16 protein-coding genes are annotated in these 20,860 nt (G+C 36.3%); 7 read left to right on the forward strand and 9 right to left on the reverse strand.

Annotation, left to right across the window (positions count from 1 at the left end; genetic code table 11):
• Positions 1 to 276 precede the first annotated feature (276 nt).
• The 5 genes from SCA31_RS06200 (at position 277) to SCA31_RS06220 (ending at position 8,323) form a co-directional block, all read left to right on the forward strand.
• Complete coding sequence (locus tag SCA31_RS06200; protein ID WP_410696066.1) at positions 277 to 3,102, forward strand: TonB-dependent receptor; 2,826 nt, start codon at positions 277 to 279, stop codon at positions 3,100 to 3,102.
• A 9-nt stretch (positions 3,103 to 3,111) separates the two neighbouring features.
• Positions 3,112 to 4,410, forward strand: a complete 1,299-nt coding sequence (locus tag SCA31_RS06205) for a DUF5690 family protein (RefSeq protein WP_410696068.1) — start codon at positions 3,112 to 3,114, stop codon at positions 4,408 to 4,410.
• Between the two features lie 11 nt (positions 4,411 to 4,421).
• Positions 4,422 to 5,576, forward strand: a complete 1,155-nt coding sequence (locus tag SCA31_RS06210) for a TIGR03364 family FAD-dependent oxidoreductase (protein ID WP_410696069.1) — start codon at positions 4,422 to 4,424, stop codon at positions 5,574 to 5,576.
• A 6-nt stretch (positions 5,577 to 5,582) separates the two neighbouring features.
• Complete coding sequence (locus SCA31_RS06215; protein ID WP_410696071.1) at positions 5,583 to 6,251, forward strand: HAD-IA family hydrolase; 669 nt, start codon at positions 5,583 to 5,585, stop codon at positions 6,249 to 6,251.
• A gap of 218 nt (positions 6,252 to 6,469) precedes the next feature.
• A complete protein-coding gene (locus SCA31_RS06220) occupies positions 6,470 to 8,323 on the forward strand; it encodes an alkaline phosphatase family protein (protein ID WP_410696073.1) in 1,854 nt (617 codons plus the stop codon).
• Positions 8,324 to 8,402: 79 nt separating this feature from the next.
• Here the strand turns inward: SCA31_RS06220 and SCA31_RS06225 are convergent, their stop codons facing one another.
• Genes SCA31_RS06225 through SCA31_RS06235 form a run of 3 tightly spaced genes read right to left on the reverse strand, consistent with a single transcriptional unit; the run spans position 8,403 to position 10,726 of the window.
• Positions 8,403 to 8,888 (reverse strand): GNAT family N-acetyltransferase, encoded by a 486-nt coding sequence (locus SCA31_RS06225; protein WP_410696075.1) that lies wholly within the window; start codon positions 8,886 to 8,888, stop codon positions 8,403 to 8,405.
• 13 nt (positions 8,889 to 8,901) lie between these two features.
• The gene (locus SCA31_RS06230) at positions 8,902 to 10,317 is read right to left on the reverse strand and encodes a PLP-dependent aminotransferase family protein (protein ID WP_410696077.1); all 1,416 of its coding nucleotides are present in this window, start codon (positions 10,315 to 10,317) and stop codon (positions 8,902 to 8,904) included.
• 43 nt (positions 10,318 to 10,360) lie between these two features.
• Positions 10,361 to 10,726 carry a hypothetical protein gene (locus SCA31_RS06235; protein ID WP_410696079.1) on the reverse strand — a complete coding sequence of 122 codons (366 nt, stop codon included), beginning with the start codon at positions 10,724 to 10,726 and terminating at the stop codon, positions 10,361 to 10,363.
• Between the two features lie 180 nt (positions 10,727 to 10,906).
• Here SCA31_RS06235 and SCA31_RS06240 point away from each other — a divergent pair, with 180 nt between their 5' ends.
• On the forward strand, positions 10,907 to 11,512 hold the full coding sequence (locus tag SCA31_RS06240) for a helix-turn-helix domain-containing protein (protein WP_410696081.1): 606 nt from the start codon (positions 10,907 to 10,909) through the stop codon (positions 11,510 to 11,512).
• An 8-nt stretch (positions 11,513 to 11,520) separates the two neighbouring features.
• On the opposite strand, the gene SCA31_RS06245 is transcribed toward SCA31_RS06240, so the two are convergent.
• Together SCA31_RS06245 and SCA31_RS06250 are read right to left on the reverse strand one after the other, a co-directional pair.
• Positions 11,521 to 12,690, reverse strand: coding sequence for a PepSY-associated TM helix domain-containing protein (locus tag SCA31_RS06245; protein WP_410696083.1), 1,170 nt, complete (start codon positions 12,688 to 12,690; stop codon positions 11,521 to 11,523).
• Entirely contained in the window at positions 12,691 to 15,075 is a 2,385-nt protein-coding gene (locus SCA31_RS06250; RefSeq protein WP_410696085.1) for a TonB-dependent siderophore receptor, read from the reverse strand.
• A 98-nt stretch (positions 15,076 to 15,173) separates the two neighbouring features.
• Here SCA31_RS06250 and SCA31_RS06255 point away from each other — a divergent pair, with 98 nt between their 5' ends.
• Positions 15,174 to 16,157 carry a helix-turn-helix domain-containing protein gene (locus SCA31_RS06255; protein WP_410696087.1) on the forward strand — a complete coding sequence of 328 codons (984 nt, stop codon included), beginning with the start codon at positions 15,174 to 15,176 and terminating at the stop codon, positions 16,155 to 16,157.
• A gap of 12 nt (positions 16,158 to 16,169) precedes the next feature.
• Here SCA31_RS06255 and SCA31_RS06260 read toward each other — a convergent pair whose 3' ends face one another.
• From SCA31_RS06260 to SCA31_RS06275, 4 genes are read right to left on the reverse strand one after another with little or no spacing between them, the layout of a single operon-like run.
• Positions 16,170 to 17,372 carry a hypothetical protein gene (locus SCA31_RS06260; protein WP_410696088.1) on the reverse strand — a complete coding sequence of 401 codons (1,203 nt, stop codon included), beginning with the start codon at positions 17,370 to 17,372 and terminating at the stop codon, positions 16,170 to 16,172.
• Positions 17,369 to 17,929, reverse strand: a complete 561-nt coding sequence (locus SCA31_RS06265) for a hypothetical protein (RefSeq protein ID WP_410696090.1) — start codon at positions 17,927 to 17,929, stop codon at positions 17,369 to 17,371. The genes SCA31_RS06260 and SCA31_RS06265 overlap by 4 nt, the downstream gene beginning before the upstream one ends.
• The gene (locus tag SCA31_RS06270; protein ID WP_410696091.1) at positions 17,926 to 20,433 is read right to left on the reverse strand and encodes a DNA cytosine methyltransferase; all 2,508 of its coding nucleotides are present in this window, start codon (positions 20,431 to 20,433) and stop codon (positions 17,926 to 17,928) included. The genes SCA31_RS06265 and SCA31_RS06270 overlap by 4 nt, the downstream gene beginning before the upstream one ends.
• Positions 20,434 to 20,436: 3 nt before the next feature.
• Positions 20,437 to 20,763 (reverse strand): helix-turn-helix domain-containing protein, encoded by a 327-nt coding sequence (locus tag SCA31_RS06275; RefSeq protein ID WP_410696092.1) that lies wholly within the window; start codon positions 20,761 to 20,763, stop codon positions 20,437 to 20,439.
• Between the last annotated feature and the right edge of the window lie 97 nt (positions 20,764 to 20,860).

A 20,860-nucleotide genomic window follows, 5' to 3' on the forward strand; every position in this document is an offset into this window, starting at 1 on the left:
TCCCATTATAGTCAAAATTAACGCTATGTTAATGACAATTTTCCTTTTTACAGAAAAAATCCAAATAATAAGATCATATCAAAACCTCTTTATAAACCTCTTGAATAAAAGTTTTTTTGATAATAACTGTCTCTTTTTTTCTCTTTCTTGAACAATTTTCAAGATAAGAAATGAGTAACAAATCCCCATAATTTATTAAACAATACTTAACACGAAATATTTATATATATTAAAATTATTAGCTTGTTTTGCATAAAAAATTTAATATATGTAAAAATGAAAACAAATTTAGAGAAATTACTTACCCTTGTTTTTGTCTGTTTTATTATTCTTGTTTCAGCACAAAAGCAGTTAATTATAGGAACTGTTCTTGACGACAGCCAACCGCTTCCTGGTGCAACCGTTAAAATAAAAGGTTTATCAAAGAGCGTAACCACAGACATTGACGGAAAATTTACAATCAATGATATTGTGGAGGGCCAATACAGCTTACAGATCAGCTACATCGGTTATGAATCTTCAGATGTCAATATTGATTTAAAATCTGGAGCCACTATAGATCTGGGAATAATAAAATTATCACAACCAAGAAAAACCCTTGATGAAGTTGTGGTAACCGGAACCCTAAAAAATACAGAAGCAAGAGCCCTAAACCTACAGAAAAATGCCATTAATATTACCAACGTCATTGCATCAGATGGTATTGGAAAGCTTCCGGATAGAAATGCTGCAGAAACCGTACAGCGTGTACAAGGCGTATCCATTGAAAGAGACCAAGGTGAGGGAAGATTTGTTTCCTTAAGAGGGCTTCCTCCTTTCTGGGCTTCTACCACAATTAACGGAAACAGGCTGCCAACTGCTGAAGAGGAAACAACATCCAGAGCTACAGCTTTTGATTTTTTCCCTACAGAACTAATTTCTTATGTGCATGTAAACAAATCTTTTACGCCTGATATGGAAGCTGACGGAATTGGAGGCGGTGTCAACTTTATTACCAAGACCCCTCCCATGAAAACAGAGTTTAAAGCCACATTAGGAAGTGGTTACAACGCCAAAGCAGATAAAGGAGTTTACAATCTCGGCTTATTGTATGGCGGAAGAACAAAGGATAAAAAATTCGGGTATCTTTTTAATTTTGCTCATTTCATCAGAAACTGGTCTACTGATAACTTCGAAGCAAGAAGAAGTGGTGATGAAGGAGTTTTCAGGTTAGAACTTCGTGATTATAATGGAGTCAGAAAAACAACAGGCATCAACGCCGCTTTTGAGTATGTTCTCTCTCCAAAAAACACGTTCTATCTAAAAGGAATGTATGGAACTCTTTCTGATGATGAAACCCATTACAAGCACAGAATCAGATTCGATAAATTCAGTGCCGCCAACAATACGGCAAGAGTAGAGCTTCAGAATATTCATAACTTACTGATCACAGAACTTACTTCAGTTTCATTGGGAGGTATTCACAGTTTAAGTAAAGGAAAAATTGATTGGGATCTTTCTTATTATGACAATCGGTTTAAGTATGGGAATATTCCTGATAAGCAGAATAGCTCTTATTATGTAATCAAATATACTCAGTCCGGAGTGGGAATGAATCCTGATTATATTTCCGATCATGGAAATGGGCCAAGAGCCTACTGGAAGGCAGATGGCGGAAAATTAGACTATAAAAATCCGGATGCTTTATTTGGCTTCTACAGCGATCCTAATTTCAAAATGGATGCTACTAAAATGAGATTTACCGATCTTGAATTTTACAAAGTTTTTGTAGAAGAAAAAGATAAAATCGTTGCTGCTTTTAATCATGAGATCAATACTTCGGATAAGCTTACCTTAAAATACGGGGTAAAGTACAGAGACAAAGAGCGTAATGCAAGGTTCTCTGATATTTTCTATAACTGGAGCAACGGAACGGCCCCTCTTTTATCCGATTATGGACAATATGTTACTACACAAGCAAACGGGCCCAAGTATTTAAGCGAAATGAACGCCCCTATCGGAAACTCCTTTGGACCCGTACTTTCTCCGTCTGGAATGGATCAGTTTTGGTACCAGAATCAGGGAAATCTAAAAATCAACACCGCTGATTCTGAAGCATTAGAATATAATAAAGGGCTAGGAAGAAACTTTGATGTTTTTGAAAAACATGCCGTTGCATACGGAATGGCAACTTATAAACTGAATGATAAGATCATTTTATTAGGAGGAATCAGATTATCCAACACCAATACAAAGGTAAAAGGATATAATGTAATTGATGATGTTCTTACTCCTGTTGAGCACACCAAAAATTATCTTGCTGTTTTACCAATGCTTCATTTAAAATATACATTAAATGATAAAGCCAACCTCCGATTTGCTGCTACGAGAACGTTTTCAAGACCAAATTTCGGAGATCTGACCCCTGGGGGAACTTATATTGAGGCAGATAACGAATTCAAAGGCGGAAACCCGAATCTTAATCCTACGTATTCTTTAAACTTTGACCTGATGGGAGAATATTATTTCTCAAATGTAGGGATTCTGAGTGGTGGTGTTTTCTATAAATCCATTAAAGATCCAATCTTTCAGGATTCATTTACCGGAAGCTATAATGGAATGAACGGGGTACAATTTTCTGCTCCCAATAACGGAAAAGCAGCATGGCTGGGAGGAATTGAGCTAGGCATCAATAAAAGATTTGACTTTTTACCAGGTTTTCTTCAATATTTTGGGGCCCAGGTGAATGCCACCTTTATGACTTCAGAAATGGAAAAACCAAGCGGAAGAAAAGTAGCACTTCCTTATCAGGCTAAAGAACTGTATAACGTACAGTTATTCTTTGAGAAAAAAGGATTCAATGCAAGACTTGCCTACAACTATAAGGGAAAATATGCCGTAGAATATGCTGAGGATGACATCAATGATTCTTACTACGGTAAATACAGCAATCTGGACTTTGGAGGGTCTTATCAGTTTACCAAGTTCCTGATGCTATATGCAGATGTCAACAATATTCTGAACAAGCCCCTGATCTATCACTTCGGTAAAAACGAAGACCGTCCTGAACAGGTTGAATACTATGGTGTGAGATTTAATCTTGGAATAAAACTGAACTTCTAAACCTCAACAATGGCCAAAACCATCAATAAAAAAACAATAGTAACGCTGAGGGCCGCCTTTGCTGCCTTCGGTGTTTACTTCTGCATGTACGGATTCAGAAAGCCTTTTACTGTAGCCTCCTTTGAAGGTCTTTCTTATTGGGGTGTTGATTATAAAATATTAATTATCATCGCTCAGGCAGTGGGTTATTTTATTTCGAAATTCATCGGGATCAAATTCATTTCAGAATTAAGGCCGCAAAAAAGAATTGGATATCTATTTACCTTCATTGCCGTGGCTGAACTTGCTCTATTAGGATTTGCAGTAGTTCCCGCTCCTTATAATATTCTCTTTATGTTCATTAATGGTATTCCGTTGGGAATGATCTGGGGAATTGTTTTTTCATACATTGAGGGGCGTAAAACGACTGAAATTATCGGATTGTTTTTGTGCTCAAGTTTTGTAGTGTCTTCGGGATTTACCAAGTCTGTAGGAAAGTTTTTGATGGATACATTTTCTATTTCAGAATTCTGGATGCCGTTTTCTGCAGGACTGATCTTTATTGTTCCTTTACTTATTTTCGGAATGCTTTTGGAAAAAATTCCTCAGCCCACAGAAGAAGATATCTTACTTAAAAATAAAAGGGAACCCCTCAACGGAAAAGGTAGAAAAGCGCTTATTTATCAGTTTTTTATTCCAATAGTATGCGTTATTTTCCTCTATATCTGCTTAACGATTTTAAGAGATTTCAGGGATAACTTTAACCGTGAAATATGGGACGGATTGCATTTCACTTTTGACAGCTCTATCTTCACCTTAACGGAGATTCCAATTGCAGCGATGGTATTATTAATATTAAGCTTCATGGTAAGGGTTAAAAACAATAAAAGAGCATTTGCTTATTATCATTACATCCTTTTTGCAGGAATTCTTACAGTGGGGCTTTCTACTTACTTGTTTCAGCAAAACTCATTATCTCCTTTTCTGTGGATGACTATTTCAGGCTTTGGGATGTATATCTGCTATATTCCATTCAACGGTATTTATTTTGACAGGATGATTGGCGCCTTTGATATTAAGGGTAATGTAGGATTCCTGATCTATATTGTGGACTCTTTTGGATATCTTGGAAGCGTTTTGATCCTGTTGTACAAGAACTTTGGTTCTGCCCAGACTTCATGGCTTAGTTTTTATATCACCTTAAATTACATTATAACATTCACTGTTTTAATTCTTTCGGTCATTGCATTTCTTGCTTTCAGAAAAAAGTCAAAACCGAAATCAAACTCTAATCAATTCATCAATTTCGATACTTCGAAAATCTTATAAATTATAGTACAATGAAAACAAAATTTGATTTACTCGTTGTGGGGGGCGGAATTCTTGGAACATTCCATGCTTATCATGCCCTGAAGAAAAATCTTAAGGTGGCCATCCTTGAAAGAAACTCTGTACCTCAGGGTGCAACGGTAAGGAACTTCGGACAGGTTGTACCCTCCGGAATGGATCTTAAATGGCAAAACTTTGGGAGAGAAAGTCTTGAAATATATAATGAACTTCACACTAAGGCAGATCTTACCATCAGAAAAAACGGTTCTGTATACATCGCTTCCAATGATGAAGAGCTTCAGTTGATTGAAGAGCTAAATGAAATCAACAGAAACAATGATTATGAATCTGTTTTATTGTCCAAAAATGACTGTATCAAGAAATTTGACGGTCTTCGTTCAGACTATTGCAAAGGAGGACTTTTCTTTCCACAGGAACTTTCTGTAGATTCTGCAGATATGATTGTAAAGCTTCACAAGCTTTTGCAGGAAAAAATGGGATTGCAGATCTTCTATAATACTACCATTTCTGAGACGTATGAAGATACCCAAAAATGTACCGCTATTGCCACAGACAAAACTGAATTTACCGCTTCAAAAATCATTATCTGCGGCGGTCATGAATTCAAAACATTATATCCTAATGTATTCAATGAAAGTGATTTGGAGGTAAGTAAGCTTCAAATGCTTCAAACAAAACCACAGGGAATTTATTCTCTTCAGGGAAATATTCTTACAGGTCTTTCCATCAGAAGATATGAATCATTTGGGGAGTGCCCTTCTTTCCAAAAGATCAAATCTCTGGAAGATCCCAATTCGTTTGAAAAAAGGTATGGTGTTCATATTTTATTCAAGCAGGCATTAGACGGATCTATCATTCTTGGAGATTCTCATGAATATACAGATGCCAAAAATGCAGATGATCTTGGTTATGATCTTAACATGGAAATTGATGAGTTTATGATTCATGAAGCCAAAAAAATCATTGATCTTCCAACATATGAAATTCAGAGAAGATGGTTTGGGGTATATTCTCAGTGCAAAACGAAAGATATCTTTGAACACAACCCATCTCCGAATATTCACATTGTAACGGGTATAGGAGGAAAAGGAATGACGGGAAGCGGAGGCTTCTCCAAGTTTAATATTGAAAAAATATACGCATAAATTTAAATGAAAAATATAGAATTATTGGTTCTGGATATGGCCGGAACAACAATTGACGAGGACAATGTAGTATACAAAACATTGACAAATGCTGTAAATGATTATGGTTATGAGGTGAGTTTGAATAAAGTATTATCTACCTGTGCCGGTATGGAGAAACTGGAAGCCATCACAAGTCTGCTAAGGGAAATTAATGGTAATGAAGAAGATGCTCCCGCTATTTTTGAAAATTTTTCAGACCAACTCAAGGAATCTTATAGAAATCTTGAGGTAAAACCCATCAACGGTACAGAGGATTTTCTTCTTAAAATGAAAGCTAAGAATAAAAAAATAGTTTTAAATACGGGATATACTTCTGAAATTGCCCATCAGCTTTTAAATAAATTGAGCTGGATAGAAAATGTCCATTTTGATGCCCTTATTACTGCTGACGATGTTTCGGAAAGCCGTCCAAGCCCTGAAATGATTCATCTTGCGATGAAAAAATTCAACATTACTGAAGCGGATAAGGTTTTAAAAGCCGGAGATTCTGTAATTGATGTTGAAGAAGGTAAAAATGCCGGCTGTGGACTTACTATCGCAGTATTATCAGGGGCACAAAGCAGGACAGAATTGGAAAAAGCTGAGCCTGACTATATTTTGAAAACTATTTCTGAGGCTGAAAATATTCTTTAAAATTTCTTTTTCAACTACCAATGGCACAGATCTGTATTTGTGTCATTGGTGTTTTTAGCTCATGCTTACCGCTATAATCTTCAGAAAAACAGAAACTTTTTAATTATCAATTAATTAATTTTCAGTTCACACATGTTTACAAATAGTAAATTAATTTTACAATAATTAAAAATAAATTACTATTTGTAAACTTTTATATTGTAAAATCTTTTTATCCCATGAAAACAAAACTATTCTCAATGGCTGTTGTAATGAGCTGTTTCCTTGGAGCACAAACCAAGAAAGTCCTTTTTATTGGCATTGATGGATGCCGCGCAGATGTCATGATGTCTACCCCTACTCCAAACATTCAAAACCTCATCAACCAATCTATTTATTCTCTTGACGGCCTTTGTGCTGCTACCACCTGGAGCGGAAACGGTTGGAGTACAATGCTTACAGGTGTATGGCATACCAAGCACAATGTTCAGGATAATAGCTTCACTAATCCAAACTACATCAATTATCCGGATTTTCTGACAAGAGCAGAAACCTACAACCCTAACCTTAGAACAATTTCTTTGGCACACTGGGCACCCATTAATGATAAAATTGTAAAAACCGCTGACGTAAAGACTAATCTGGCAACAGATCTTGCCGTAAAAAATGCTGCGGTGAGCGCATTACAGAGTGATAACCCTGATATTCTTTTTGTAGACTTTGATGATGTAGATCATGCAGGGCATTCTTATGGTTTTTCTTCTTCTGTTCCTGAGTATGTTTCTTCCATTCAAACCACCGATTCTTATATTGGCGAGATCGTGAATGCTATGAAAAGCAGAGCTACCTACCATAATGAGGACTGGCTGGTTGTTTTAACGACGGATCACGGTGCAGTAGAAAGTTCTCACGGTGGTGGAAACCTTTCTGAGCGAAATATTTTTACCGTTTATTCCAATCCCGGATTTACTCCCCAACAGATCAGCAAAACGATTATTGAATCCAATAAAACCTTTAACCAGCTTAATTTTCCGGCAGGAACTTATGCGAAGCCAAACAATCAAACGCCTTTTAATTTCGGAGCCAATCAGGACTTTACAATTGAATTTTGGGTAAAGCCTAACGCAGCCTACACAAGTGATCCGGTAATGATAGGCAATAAAAATTGGGCCAATGGAAAAAACAAAGGAATCATCTTCTCAGGATATACCGGGCAAAACTTTAAAATGAATATAGGAGATGGAACTAACAGAATTGATCTAATAGGCGGAAAAGTGGAAACGAACAAATGGAAACATATTGCGGCCAGCTTTGACAGAGATGGAATTGTTACGTTGTATGAAGATGGTGTTCCTGTAACTTTTGCCAAAATGAATACCATCGGAAATATTGATTCCGGGCTTCCCTTATCGTTAAACCAAGACGGAACCAACACCTATGGAATAAACCTAGCCGCTTCCTACAAAGACATCAGAGTTTGGAAATCGGCTCTTCCAGGGAATGTGATTGTTAATTGGGCGAATCAGGAAATTACATCCTCTCACCCTTACTACGCTCAACTTCTTGCCAATTGGAAATGTAATGAAACATCCGGAAATACTCTGGCAGATTCCAGCTCCAATGCAAATAATATGACCATAACAGGATCTCCTGCTTATAATGATAATACTACAGGCAATTTTAAAATCTACGACTATACCTCAACAACCAGAGAAACAGATCATTTCCCAACGGTTTTGAACTGGCTTTGCATTCCGGTTTCTTCTTCATGGGGAATAGATGGAGTAAACAGGATTCCTGAATGTTCCAACGGAAGTTTAGCAACGAAAGAAACTCAAAAATCAGTTGGTGATTTTAAGGTTTACCCCAACCCTGCTTCAACAAGTATTGGCATCCTGTATCAATCTGTAGATAAAGAAGTGAAAGCAGAAATTATTGACACCAAAGGATCTCTTGTTTCTACAAGAAATTTAAAATCTTCCAATGGTCTTTTTGATGAGAAAATAAATATTGAAAATATTCCGGCAGGAGTATATTTTATTAAGCTCAGCGGAAGTAAGAGTTCCCAGACAAAGACTTTTGTAAAGAAATAAAACAATAAAGCAATTAGATTAATTTTTGATATTAGAACAAGGATATTACTATCCGAGTTCTAATATTTTTTTATTTCAGCTAGTCTTTAAGATCAAGTTCCATTTGTACATCTACCCTGTCATATCCGGGATTAGTGATCGGCACATGTATGAAGCCAAGTTTTTCATATAGTTTTATGGCAGGAACTAAGATAGAATTGGTCTCCAGAAATAATTTCTCTGCTTTTAACTCTCTGCCTTTCTCTACTAAAGCATTCCCCAGCAGGTATCCAATTTTCTTTCCTTGTGCCTTAGGGCTTACAGCCATTTTTGACAGTTCAAAAGTAAGGGGTTCATCTTTGGCTTTTACCAGTGCACATGTTCCTACCGCTTCACCATTAAGTAATGCGAAAGCAATATGTCCACCTTTATTCAAGATCTGTTCTTCAGGGTTGTCCAAAAGCTTATAATCGCTTGCTTCCATGACAAAAAATGTTTTGATCCATTCTTCATTTAAAGTCTTAAAAGCTTCTTTATATTGAGGTTCATAAGCTATAATTTTTACTTCATTATGAGTATCATTCATCTCTATTGGTTTATTAAATTCTGTTTTTTATCATTTTACCCAATTTCTCAAGATCACTTTCTACACGGTCAGTCCACTCCAGAGCATAATTCAGACGCATACAGTTTTGATACTGATTATACTGCGAAAACATTCTTCCTGGGGCAAAATTTACTTTTTGGCTAACTGCTTCATCGTAAAGATCTTCTGTACAAATCCTTTTATCCAGTTCCAGCCACAACATAAATCCTCCCTTTGGTTCTGAAATCTTGGTATTGTCAGGAAAATACTGAGTAACAGATTTTTGAATCTGAAGATAATTGGCATAAAGCTTTTTCCTGAACATCCTCAAATGATGATCATAGCGCCCATGTTCAAGAAAATCAGCTATTACATCCGAAAACAAAGACGGGCTGGAAACCGTTTGAACCAGCTTCTGACGGATAATCTTTTCCTTAAATTTTCCGGGAGCAACCCAGCCTACCCTATACCCTGGTGCTAAAGTCTTAGAAACTGAACCTACCCACATCACAATACCTGCTTCATCATAAAACTTACAGGGTTTCGGTCTTCCGGCTCCGAAATAGATATTTCCATACACATCATCTTCTACCAAGGGAACATTATGTTCGGTAAGCATTCTTACTAATTCTTTCTTGTTTCCATCAGGCATTTGAAAACCCAATGGGTTATTGTAATTAACCACAAAACAACAGGCAGAGAGCTTTGGAAGAATTTTTTTCAATTCATCCAGATCTACTCCTGTAATAGGATGGGTTGGAATCTCCACTGCTCTTAATCCCAACAACTGAATGGCTTGAAGTATCCCAAAATAAACAGGGCTTTCCACCGCTACAAAGTCTCCGGGTTGAGTAACAGCCATCAGACAGTTGTACACCCCGTTCATAGCTCCCGAAGTGATAACCAGATCCTTTTCTGTAATTTTCCCCTCCATTACAATAGACCATTTAGCTATTTCCCTACGAAGCTGTTCATTCCCTTGTACCGGTTCATAATTGGTTCCACTGTCACTTTTCCTTTTTATTACATCAATCATGCATTTCTTCATCTTGGCAACAGGAAGAAGACTTTTCCCCGGAATACCCAATGCAAATTGTGTTACATCAGTTCCTCCAATGGTTCCGAATACTTTCCCAATAAGATCTTCAGGAGTATTCTTTCCCTCAGAAATTTTCATTTTAGCTACAGAGGGCAGCGCCAGCTTTCGTTGCGAGGTCTGGCTTACAAAATATCCATATTTTGGACGTGATTCTACCAAAGAACGACTTTCAAGCTCCATATACGCCTGTTTTACAGTATTTAAGCTAACGTTATACAACTTTTGGGCACTTCTCAATGAGGGCAGCCTGTCTCCAAATTGCAACGTCTCACTTTTGATCTGTTCAGTGACAGAATTGGCTATTTTAAGGTAAAGAACATCTTTGGGCATGAATCACGGTTTTAAGTAAATGTACAATTTTATCCCTATTTCTCTAAGGATTAAGCCAGCTTATCATTCCATTAATACTGCTTTTTAGCTGTTTGGGGTCCCGAAAATTAGGAGTATTACTTTTCCTAAAAAAGTTCTCTACCCGAATCATGAAGTTTTTCTTTTCTGATTCTTTTGTCTCCTTTTTATTATAGATCTTAAAACCTATTTTACCCTCTTCGTTAATGATAAGACTGGCAAATGAAGTAATCTTATTTTCTTTTTTTGCCAAAAGAAAAGGAATCCCAAAATCATGGTTTACTTTTTGGCTATTTAGGCTTTTTAGAAATATATCTTTAAGCGCCAACATGTCTGAAATATAGACCTCAGCATATTGAAGTGATTCCTGATGTTGAATATTGGTTTCCATAGTATTCTGCTTTACTCAAACAAAATTATGGAGTATTAAAGCTTGGACACAGATACAGAAGAATAGAATATTATGGGTACAGATGAATATAAAAACATTTCTCATTACCAATCGTAAGAATGCAAATATTTTAAGCAGACTTTTGGAATTTTTATATTTGCAAAAAACATTAGACAGCAAATGAGTTTCTTTGGAACTAACATTAAGAAAATAAGACAAGTTAAAGGACTGAGTCAAAAGGCCTTTGCTGATTTACTTGACTTGAACAGAGGAGTGATAAGCTCTTATGAAGAGGGGCGTGCAGAACCAAAGATTGAAACGATATTAAAGGTAGCCAGTCACTTTAATCTTGATCTCGACAAATTATTGACAGAAACGCTGCAGACGGCTCAATTACTCAATGTTTCAGGTGCAGACCAGCTAATCCTTTTCCCAGAAACGACTGTTAATGAAACATTATCATTACAGGAGAATAATTCCAAAAACCATTCTGTTCTGCAAAAAATATTAGCATCTGTAGATCTGATCTATGAATTTACAACAGAAAAGCAACTGCTTCCTCAATATCATTACGGAGATATTATATTTCTGAATAAGGCTGATCTTAAAAATGATCCAACCTATAATCTATTGGTTTATACTGATGGTAATTTACAATATGCTTCCCGTGCAGATAAGCAGAACCTTTATAAAATTATAGGACAGATTTCAATTTCTGAAAAAAATATTTTTACAACCATCTTCGAAAGGCTGGAAAGATTGGAAAACATTGGAAGAATCAACTAAAAGCTAGCCTATACGCCTTTCTTCTTTTTCTTGAACCACCACACCAAGAAGCCGGTAATGGGAAGAGAACATCCAATAATGGTAATAAAAAAATATAAAATTCTTCCCCAGATTCCTCCCAAAGCCGAACCTACATGTAAATCATAATTCAGTTTCTGAACCTTGCTTGCAAACTCTGCATGTTCAAACGGAGCCGCATATGCTGAATTATTTACTAACCTAACTCCTGTATTTCTATCATAATTAAAATTTCGAATATTATAAAATTGACGGTGTGACGGGTACAAATACAACCCGACCGTTCCAGTAGAGTCCTCAGGAACAGATACGTAATATCCTTTTGCATCTATATTCTTTACTGCGTCTTCCCAAGCAATATGCAGCGACTTGGCTAAATTTTCAGGTTGATAGGGACTTCTATTTTTCAGTTCTTCACGCTCTGTTGGAAGCGTCTTCCCAAGAGAGGTAGTGAAATACAGAAACTTATTAAACCACGGAAGCCCATAGTACATTCCAGTCATTGATATTACCAAAAGGATGATTAGTGAATAAAAACCAAAAACATTATGCAGATCATAGTTCAGTCTTTTGATTTTGGCATCCCACTTCACTGAAAAACTCTGCTTTCTCATTGCTTTGGTCCATTTTTTAGGCCACCAAAGCACCAATCCTGAAATTAGGGTGATAAAGAATATAAAAGTAGAATAATTAATGATGGGTCTGCCAATTTCAGAGGGCAGCCAAAGAAAACGATGTCCCTTTAGCGTCCATTCAAAGAAATCAAACTCTTTCTTAAAGGTTGGCTTCCTGATGATTTCTCCGGTATAGGGATGAAGAAACAAAACAAAGCCGGGGTTTCTCTTTCCAAAACCAACCATTGCCGCTTTACCCGTAGGTCGCCATACAAAGGAAATTTCCTGCTTGGGATATAATTTCTTTGCTTTTAAGTAAAGATCTGCAGGATTGATCATCTTCTTTCCGGAAACATAGTCAATCTTCAGATCAGGATTGAGCCAATCTTTAATCTCATCACGAAAGGACCACGTAATCCCTGTTATACAGATAATGACAATAATAATTCCTGAAGCAAGGCCCAGCCACAAATGTAGCCAGGCTGATATTCTGTAGAACAAGCTTCTGTTGTTTTTCTTTTTAATTTTAGGTTTTCCGGTGTTCATTTAGAAATTATAAGAAAGATTCAGTCTGAAGTTGATTGGGTTCAAAGCTCTCCATCCATAGTGGGTATATCCCCATGCTCCCGGATAGAACCCTACATAGTTGTAACGGTCTGTAAGGTTGTTCACAAGGAATGATAGCTGATAATTGTCTCTTTTATAGGAAACTCCAAGATCAAGTGTGAAATAATCATTGGGAAGATAGGGTTTTCCGGTTACCACGGGCCACGCAGCTCTTTTAGCCTGATATTCATATCCAAGGGAAAATCCAAGTCCCTCAAGATCACCCTCAGCAATGGTGTATTTCAACCATGCATTGGTAATATGTCGGGCTGTTCCGTATAACATTCCGCCCACTTTTTTAGGATCATTATCTTTAGTCACTTTTGCATCTGTATAAGCATAGTTGAAGAGAATACTCCAGTTCTTGCTGATATTACCATTCAAATCAAACTCAATTCCCTTGGAAGTGCTTTCTCCTGACTGTTCAAATAGCCCGGGATAATCTATTCCTGCAGAGGTAAGCATATTTGTTTTGGTAAGATGGTAGAAAGTAAGGTTAGTCATCAGCTGCCCTTTAAACCAGGTTTTCTTTAACCCAATCTCCTTATTTTTTCCATATGAAGGATCGGCTGTGTTTCCATTGAGCAGTTTTCCTGTCTGCTCTTCAAAGCTTTCATCGTATAAACCATAAATGGTAAATGTTGGCGTCAACAATCCTGTAACACTGAAACGTGGGGTTACTGCATTATTTTTCACTTGTTCACCCTTGCTGGCACCACTTGTTTTTACTGTAGACGTGTAGCGGAAGCCAGCTGCAACACGTAATTTATCTTCAATAAAACGGACTTCATCCTGAAGATGAATAGAAGTATAGGAATACTCATTTAAATAATTCGCTCCACGCTCACGAAGAGATTTTGAACGGTCATATTCCGGAATATCAGATTTTTTCAGGTTTCCATAAACAGGATTATAGATATTAAATACCGGACCTACATTAGGTGAAAGCACCGACCAATCTGCCACATAGAATTTTTTTCCCATATCTATTCCTGCCAGAATGTTATGATTGATCTTTCCGGTTTCAAACTTCCCTCGTGTAAACACCTGCCCGATCGTGGATGTATTCAATGCATCATTGATACTGATCCCACGGTCTACATCTCCTCTTTTTCTTCCTGTAACAGAATTATCTGCCAGCGCAATGGTATTGTATTTTGCATAAAGGGATTCCCCCTGCATTTGAGAACGGATATATCCAAACTGTCCGGTAATAAGCCAGTTATCGTTAAAGTTATGATTGATCGTTCCATACACATTGTGTTCCCATGAACGGGTTGGATCCATGATGGGATCAGAAAACGTAAAGGATCTTTTTAACTCTTTAAAGCCATCAAGGCCATACACATATTTGGCAAACCCTCCCTGAAAGTTATTTTGAGACAAAATATACTCAAAGGTGATATTGGTATTCTCTGATGCAATATATTTGAAAGATGGATTAATAACAAACTGCTCATGCTCAACATATTGCTGGTATGATCCTTTCTTTGTTCCCATCAGATTAAGTCTTCCCCAGAATTTACCATCCTTGCTCAATTTTTTTTCTATATCTGCTGTAGCACGGTACAAATTATAGCTTCCAAGGGTAAGCTGGATATTTCCTTTTTCTCTCCCTACAGGTTTCTTGGTCACAATATTATAAAATCCACCAGGTTGGGTATTTCCCATCATAAATCCCGCAGGTCCTTTTACAAACTCTACACGGTCTACAAAAGCCATATCTTCACGAAGCGGACCGAAGCTTCCACTTACATCCATCCCGTTTCGAAGATTGGAAGCCGAGAACCCACGTACAGCAATCCCTACACTTCCCTCTTCCTGATGGGTAATGGTACGCACACCACTTACATTTCTACTAAGTCCTTCAGCGGTAGTAAGAATCTGCTGGTCACTCAGTAAACGCTGATCAATAACCTGAATATTCTGAGGGGTTACCAACAGGTTTTCGCCTAATCTTAAAGTAGAAGAAGGGATGGTCTTACGGTTTGCAACAACATTTACGGCAAGAATTTGATAGCTATCCGTTATTTGTGTAAAATCATGGGTAATGCTATCATTTTCCTTTAATGTAAAAGAATAAGTCTTGGAAACATCCGGATCATCAACCTTAAGTATATAATTTCCTACAGGCATGTTATTGAATCGGTAATTTCCATTTTCATCAGTATAGGTTTCTGCTTCTCCGTTATTCAGAACAACCTTTACAGCCGAAATTGGCTTTTTTTGAGAGTTCAAAACTTTTCCTGTAATCTGAGTAGTACTTTGTGCCCACATAACGGCCGGAAAAAGCAATGCGGAGAAAAGAAACTTGTTCTTATTCATAAATTGTTATTTAGAATTAGTTTAATTAAATTTACGCTGGCAAAATTAGCGGTTGCCAACAGGAAAAACTTTTGAGTTTAGGATAAATACTTTAGATTTTGGGAGAACATGTACCGGAACATTGCATTGCAAAACAGATTATGGATTTCTTTGCGGAAGAAAATAGCAGTGGTATGCACGAAACCTTTGTGAATGAATTAGGAAAATTCGAAACCTCGACGTTGTATAACGGAGATGAGTTTCTGGTAAAGGAATACAGGTCTTCCTATGATGAGGATTATACCATGAAGTTTACAACGGAGGAGGTAAAGTATATTGAACTGGCTTTCTTTCTTGATGGTGCAGAAGTAATAAATGACTCAGTGAATGATCAGCCAGGGACTTACAAGCTGTATCATCATTATATTTATTTTACTCCGGAAAATGCCAATATTGAAATTTATTTCCAGAAAGGAATCTCTTACAGGAACCTGGATATCTATGTCTCAAGAGATTATTTTCATGAACTGGCTGAGGGCAGTAATGCTTTACAGAACTTCATTAAAAAGGTGGATCAAGAAAAGCAAGCAAGCCTATTTCCCGACGGTCTCCCCATAACTCCACAAATGATGGGAATCCTGTTGGAAATTAAAAAATGCAAGCTAAAAGGATTTTACAGGGACTATTACATCAAAAGCAGAATTCTAAACCTGCTCCTTCTTATTTTCGAATTTACAAAAGATAATAAAGAGCCTGAAACTAAAAATAAAAGCTCCATTAATACTGTTGAGATCCATAAATTAATGGATATAAAGGATTTCATTGAAGGAAATCTGAAATCATTCTACACCATTGAACAGCTCTCTTTGAAATTTGGGATTAATGAGTTTAAATTAAAAAATGGCTTCAAGGAATTATTTGGAGACGGGGTTTTTCATTATGCTTCAAAACTTAGGATGAAAGAAGCCCTTTATCTGCTTAAGAATTCTGATTTTTCTATAAAGGAAATTGCTTATCACCTTGGCTATTCATCACCCTCGTCTTTTAATGTTGCTTTTAAAAATGAAATTGGAATGGGACCAAGTTATTATAGAAAAAATTAAAAAAGACCGTCTTTACATTTCATTATAAATTCTTGTCAATTCTTCCTTAATTCCTCTAAAATCTAAACTATAATCCAGGCTTTGAGATAAACCTGTATTGATAACATAGATCAAAGATTCTTTTCTATACAGGAACTCTCCTTGATTAAGAGATGTTTCGATATTATTGGCCTTGGCAAGCAGACAAACGAGCTGATAATCTCTGTTAATAGCATCAGTTTTATTCCCGGGATGAGCCTTTGCATAATGCTGTGTGGGGGTGAGCTTAATTAAATTTTCAAGGTAATGAGCTAAGTATGGAAATTCTGACTTTGGAAAAATATGATGCACCTGAGTTGCGTCTCCATTGGCCCATTGGTCATTAATTTCACTTTCTCTGTACATCCTACGAACTACTTTCATCGCCTTTTGAATCAAATAATCAGAATAGGCTCCGTTTTGATCCATTAACAGCGATTCGTACTCTTCTATCGCTTCATTTCTTGAAACATTTTTATTTTTGCCTATATCCCTCCAGTTGGGACGATTATACATCAGATCGGTATAGTAAAATTGATTAGAGGATATTCTTCCTTTAGCAGTCCCTTGAATGTTATTCTCACAGGCATATACATTCAGAATCTTTGGAAAAATCCTATTGACCTCTATCTTTCCATTGATGGCAGTATTACCAATCATAAATCTTTGGAACCTTTCTTTAAGTTCTGAAAAATCATGATTTGTAATGGATTTATTCTGGCATTTATCTTTAAAAGCCTCAAAATATTTAATCTGTCCGCTATCTGATAATACTTTTACAAGATAATGATACAGAAAGACATAGGCATTCCTTTCTTTCATCGCCACAAACTCCAGAATTGTCTGGTTATTGATCCTATAAAGGTTTCTTTTACCATCTTTACGCATCATCAGTACATTTGCGTAGGCCAGTGTTCTTAATGGCTGCGAGGTAAATTTATCATATTCCTGCTTGGTTGTTTCATTTCCTGCGTCCGGTTTATTAAAGATTGCCTTTACATTATGGTTAAAGTAATCGTCATTCCAGATGTCATCCTTAGTAAATTCAATATCTCTGTCTGCAACAAAATTAAGTACACAGTCTGCGATAATGCAAAGTACATCAGGAGTTACCTTTTGATCCATGAATCTGGCATCTTTTGACTTTCTGACATCAAAATCAAAGGAAGTAAAAAAATCAGTAAATAATTCAATCATATCAATAAGTCATTGAATGGTTTTAGCAATGATGTGGGAACAGGTGATGCAGGAAATGGATATCTTCCTCCAAACGGACGATCATAGGTGGGAAGATACTGATCTGTGATGATCTTAGTCTCCAAATATCCCAATGGATACCAAACTTCTGGAAATTCCCGAATAAACAGCCCAAAAATAACCAAATCATATTTTGACAACAGATCAAATTGTCCTTTATTAATTAAACGTCTTCCATACGCTTTATCATCGTCTATTTCTTTTGATAAAATCTTGCGGGCAAATCCTTCCGGAACCGTTTCTGTTTTTACATCAGTCCGCTTACCATTCACTATAATATCATAGCTGTCTATGGTGAGATAGTTTTCTCGAATATTCTGTTTCCAATCTTGCTGTAAGGCAGTAGAACAAGCAAATTCTCCCCAAAAACCCAATTCATCTCTTTCCTCCGGACTCAGATGGTCAACCTCAAAATGATGCTTTATAAAGGCATCCCTTTTTTGAGCTTCAATTTTAGCCTGAGCTTTCATTTCATCTGATATCCGAACTTTGATCATTCCATGGTTTTTAAAAGACCAAAGAAAAATACGGAATTGTTGTCAATATTCAATGAACGGGTACCATAATTTCGGGCCACTCTATAAAATTTCTCGAATTCTTTTGTTCCGTAATATTCCAGATCGGTTTCCGTTGGCATTCTGCTTCCATTTTTTAATGTTAACAATGCAACCGATCCGTCTGCAATGGTATTTTTAGGCAAAAAACTAGCCCTTGGATAATAGGTTAGATTAGGAACCATCACTACTCCATCTTTATTTAAATACTTGGAAACAGCCAACTTCTCAGCATCATCAATATAGCTGTCATAGTTATCAATCTCTATGATCTGATTGGTTCCAACATTTCGGGACTTTAAAACCCTGTATTTGCCACTATCTTTTGTCAATAGCTTGGTAATCTGCCTGTCTCTGAAACTCTGGAAAATATCAAACTTCATTTTATCAAAAATCTGGTCAAATTCTTCATTCCTATACAACAGCCAGTAGGGAAACTGAGCAGAAAATAAGTAGTCTTTCTTGCTCTCCTTTACCGTTTCTGTAATATAACTTTCAATTAAAATGGTCTCAGAAATCTTTTTTGCCGATGTTTCAAGCAAAAAGCTGATGGTTTCTATTTTGACTCCTTTAAATCCTTTTTCTCCGTAATCACAAATCTTCAAGAGGTTTTGTGCCTTTAAAATTTCACGGGTCATATTAAATTCAGGAGCATTAATAAGACTTTTAGGAACAATTAGGGATACAAACTTTCCAATGGCAATCGCTTTTTCAATAAAGAAAGAAAACAGATTGTTCGTTTCCTTATTTTGAGATTGTCCTTTATAGGTAGTCAGTAATACCTGACTATTGGTAAGCTTTTTATAGGGTGGATTTCCCACTACAAGATCATACTTTACATCAAACTGATGGGTCAGAAAGTCGGCATTGATAAAGTTAAACTTAAACTTCTTTGGTAACTTTAAGTGACTCAGGATTTCCTTTAAAACCACAAAAGAATTCCCATCAATATCTACAAGGTCAAAAATAACCTCTTCTTTATCTTCGTATTTTTCAACAAGAAGCGGAATAAAGTTTCCAATTCCGACAGACGGTTCCAAAATTCTGATTTTTTTCTTGCCTTTAAATTCAGGAAGATCTTTTACTACTGTGAAAGCAATATCTTTTCTTGTAAAAAATGCAGCATTTTCCTGACGGCTTGAGTTGGCATACTCAGCAATCTGATAGATATTTTCAAGACCAAGCTTTTTGAAATCAGATTGTATTAAAGAAATCAGATTCTTCGTTATATGCAGCTCGTCTTTTTTAATAATCGCATTAAGTTCTGCTGCCGAAAGAAATTTTTGACTGATAACCTCTTTAATTCTCTTGCCAATATTGGCAAAAACACCTGTAGGGACAGCTTCACCTATACAATGTCTGATATTAAGTTCCTCTTTCTTCAAAAACTTTTTCTGCTCTTCAGTATCTAATTCATTCAAGGTTTCCTCAGATACATTAGTCCATGCAAAATTCTCCGGAATACTCATCATCAGCATTAATTCTCGGATACTGAAAACTCTATTCTCAGAGGGATGAACGGTATTTTGGCTGGCTAAAATATCATTTCTTGTATGGACACACGGCCCCTCTCTGTCCCAATACCAGCGGGCATATTTATCTCCGTTTTTGCTTTTATTGAAAACAATTTCACCATCCTTTATCTGATGAGGAATTCTTTCCTTTTCTTCATTTTGAAAAGCAGACTCTCCTTCTTTTAATTTTTCAATCCATGGAAGCATTTTTACGTCATATTCTCTGAATGAATGAAAAATATCATTTCCAGAAATCGTCCCCATCTTATTAAGTTTTTCAAGACCTGTAAAGAGCTCTCTTAATGTTTTAGGCTTCTGTTTTTGGGGAAAAATATCAAACGGACTTACATTTTGTAAATCTTTTCTGACCCCAATTACCAAAGTTCTCGTTCTGCTTGAATTGGCGCCGTAATCTTTGAAATTGATCACCTTAGATAAAATATTATAATGTCCGCCAAGGTTTTGTACGATGGCTTCACCAATGGTTTTCTCTAATCCGTCCGTATCTGTACAGGTTGTTGTTAAAAATGCTCTTACATTTTCAAAGACAAAAAACCTCGGATTTACCTTTTTTGTAATCTTGATGGATTCAACCACTAATGAATTTCGGCCTAATTCATCATTCTTTTTATGGTTGGCAACAGACATTCCCTGGCAGGGAGGTGTTGCAATAATAATATCGGGTTCAGAAATATGATGCTTCTTTTTCCACATTTCTATTTCTGTAAATAATTGATTTTGAACCTCCTCAGAGGTTATATCTCCATCCAGATATCCTGTTTCATATTTACATTTTTGATTGTGCTCCTGAATCTTTAAACGTTTTGAAAGCAGCTCATTGGTCGCGATACATTCAAATCCGTTTTCTTTAAACCCAAAACAACCTACTCCTGCACTGCTGAATAAACTAATATAAGTTAGTGGTTTTTTCATCGTTTAGAATTCTATTTCGGTTTGTTTTACGTTCATATTCCTCATGTAATTAATCTTTTCCTTAGCTACATTCAAAGCCTCAGGCAAGCAATTGTATTTAAACATCTTTTTTGCAAATTGATCGCCAAAATATTCCACTTTCAATTTTTCAATATCAAGATTAAAAACATCAGCCAACTTTTCCAATCGTCTTTCGTCAAAATCTCTTTTTCCGTTTTCAATTTTACTAAGGTTTGCAGAATCAAGCTCAAGTCTTGCCGCAAGCTGCGTTAAGGTCAAATGATGATTGGTCCTTAACTCTCTGATATATTCGCCGAACATTACTTTCATGGACTTGTCAATTTTAACTTGTCAATTATTGACAAATGTAATGCTTTTACACTTAAAATCACCTCTTTTATTGTTCTGTTTTGTATCAAAATTATAG

Origin of the sequence: Chryseobacterium sp. SIMBA_028 (genome assembly GCF_046535285.1) — a bacterium.
GTDB lineage: Bacteria > Bacteroidota > Bacteroidia > Flavobacteriales > Weeksellaceae > Chryseobacterium.

What these genes read in the sequence shown, in the direction of transcription:
- SCA31_RS06200 (WP_410696066.1), top strand. Translation starts at nt 277, where the DNA reads ATGAAAACAAATTTAGAGAAATTACTTACCCTTGTTTTTGTCTGTTTT.
- SCA31_RS06205 (WP_410696068.1), top strand. Translation starts at nt 3,112, where the DNA reads ATGGCCAAAACCATCAATAAAAAAACAATAGTAACGCTGAGGGCCGCC.
- SCA31_RS06210 (WP_410696069.1), top strand. Translation starts at nt 4,422, where the DNA reads ATGAAAACAAAATTTGATTTACTCGTTGTGGGGGGCGGAATTCTTGGA.
- SCA31_RS06215 (WP_410696071.1), top strand. Translation starts at nt 5,583, where the DNA reads ATGAAAAATATAGAATTATTGGTTCTGGATATGGCCGGAACAACAATT.
- SCA31_RS06220 (WP_410696073.1), top strand. Translation starts at nt 6,470, where the DNA reads ATGAAAACAAAACTATTCTCAATGGCTGTTGTAATGAGCTGTTTCCTT.
- SCA31_RS06225 (WP_410696075.1), bottom strand. Translation starts at nt 8,888, where the DNA reads ATGAATGATACTCATAATGAAGTAAAAATTATAGCTTATGAACCTCAA.
- SCA31_RS06230 (WP_410696077.1), bottom strand. Translation starts at nt 10,317, where the DNA reads ATGCCCAAAGATGTTCTTTACCTTAAAATAGCCAATTCTGTCACTGAA.
- SCA31_RS06235 (WP_410696079.1), bottom strand. Translation starts at nt 10,726, where the DNA reads ATGGAAACCAATATTCAACATCAGGAATCACTTCAATATGCTGAGGTC.
- SCA31_RS06240 (WP_410696081.1), top strand. Translation starts at nt 10,907, where the DNA reads ATGAGTTTCTTTGGAACTAACATTAAGAAAATAAGACAAGTTAAAGGA.
- SCA31_RS06245 (WP_410696083.1), bottom strand. Translation starts at nt 12,690, where the DNA reads ATGAACACCGGAAAACCTAAAATTAAAAAGAAAAACAACAGAAGCTTG.
- SCA31_RS06250 (WP_410696085.1), bottom strand. Translation starts at nt 15,075, where the DNA reads ATGAATAAGAACAAGTTTCTTTTCTCCGCATTGCTTTTTCCGGCCGTT.
- SCA31_RS06260 (WP_410696088.1), bottom strand. Translation starts at nt 17,372, where the DNA reads ATGATTGAATTATTTACTGATTTTTTTACTTCCTTTGATTTTGATGTC.
- SCA31_RS06265 (WP_410696090.1), bottom strand. Translation starts at nt 17,929, where the DNA reads ATGATCAAAGTTCGGATATCAGATGAAATGAAAGCTCAGGCTAAAATT.
- SCA31_RS06270 (WP_410696091.1), bottom strand. Translation starts at nt 20,433, where the DNA reads ATGAAAAAACCACTAACTTATATTAGTTTATTCAGCAGTGCAGGAGTA.
- SCA31_RS06275 (WP_410696092.1), bottom strand. Translation starts at nt 20,763, where the DNA reads ATGAAAGTAATGTTCGGCGAATATATCAGAGAGTTAAGGACCAATCAT.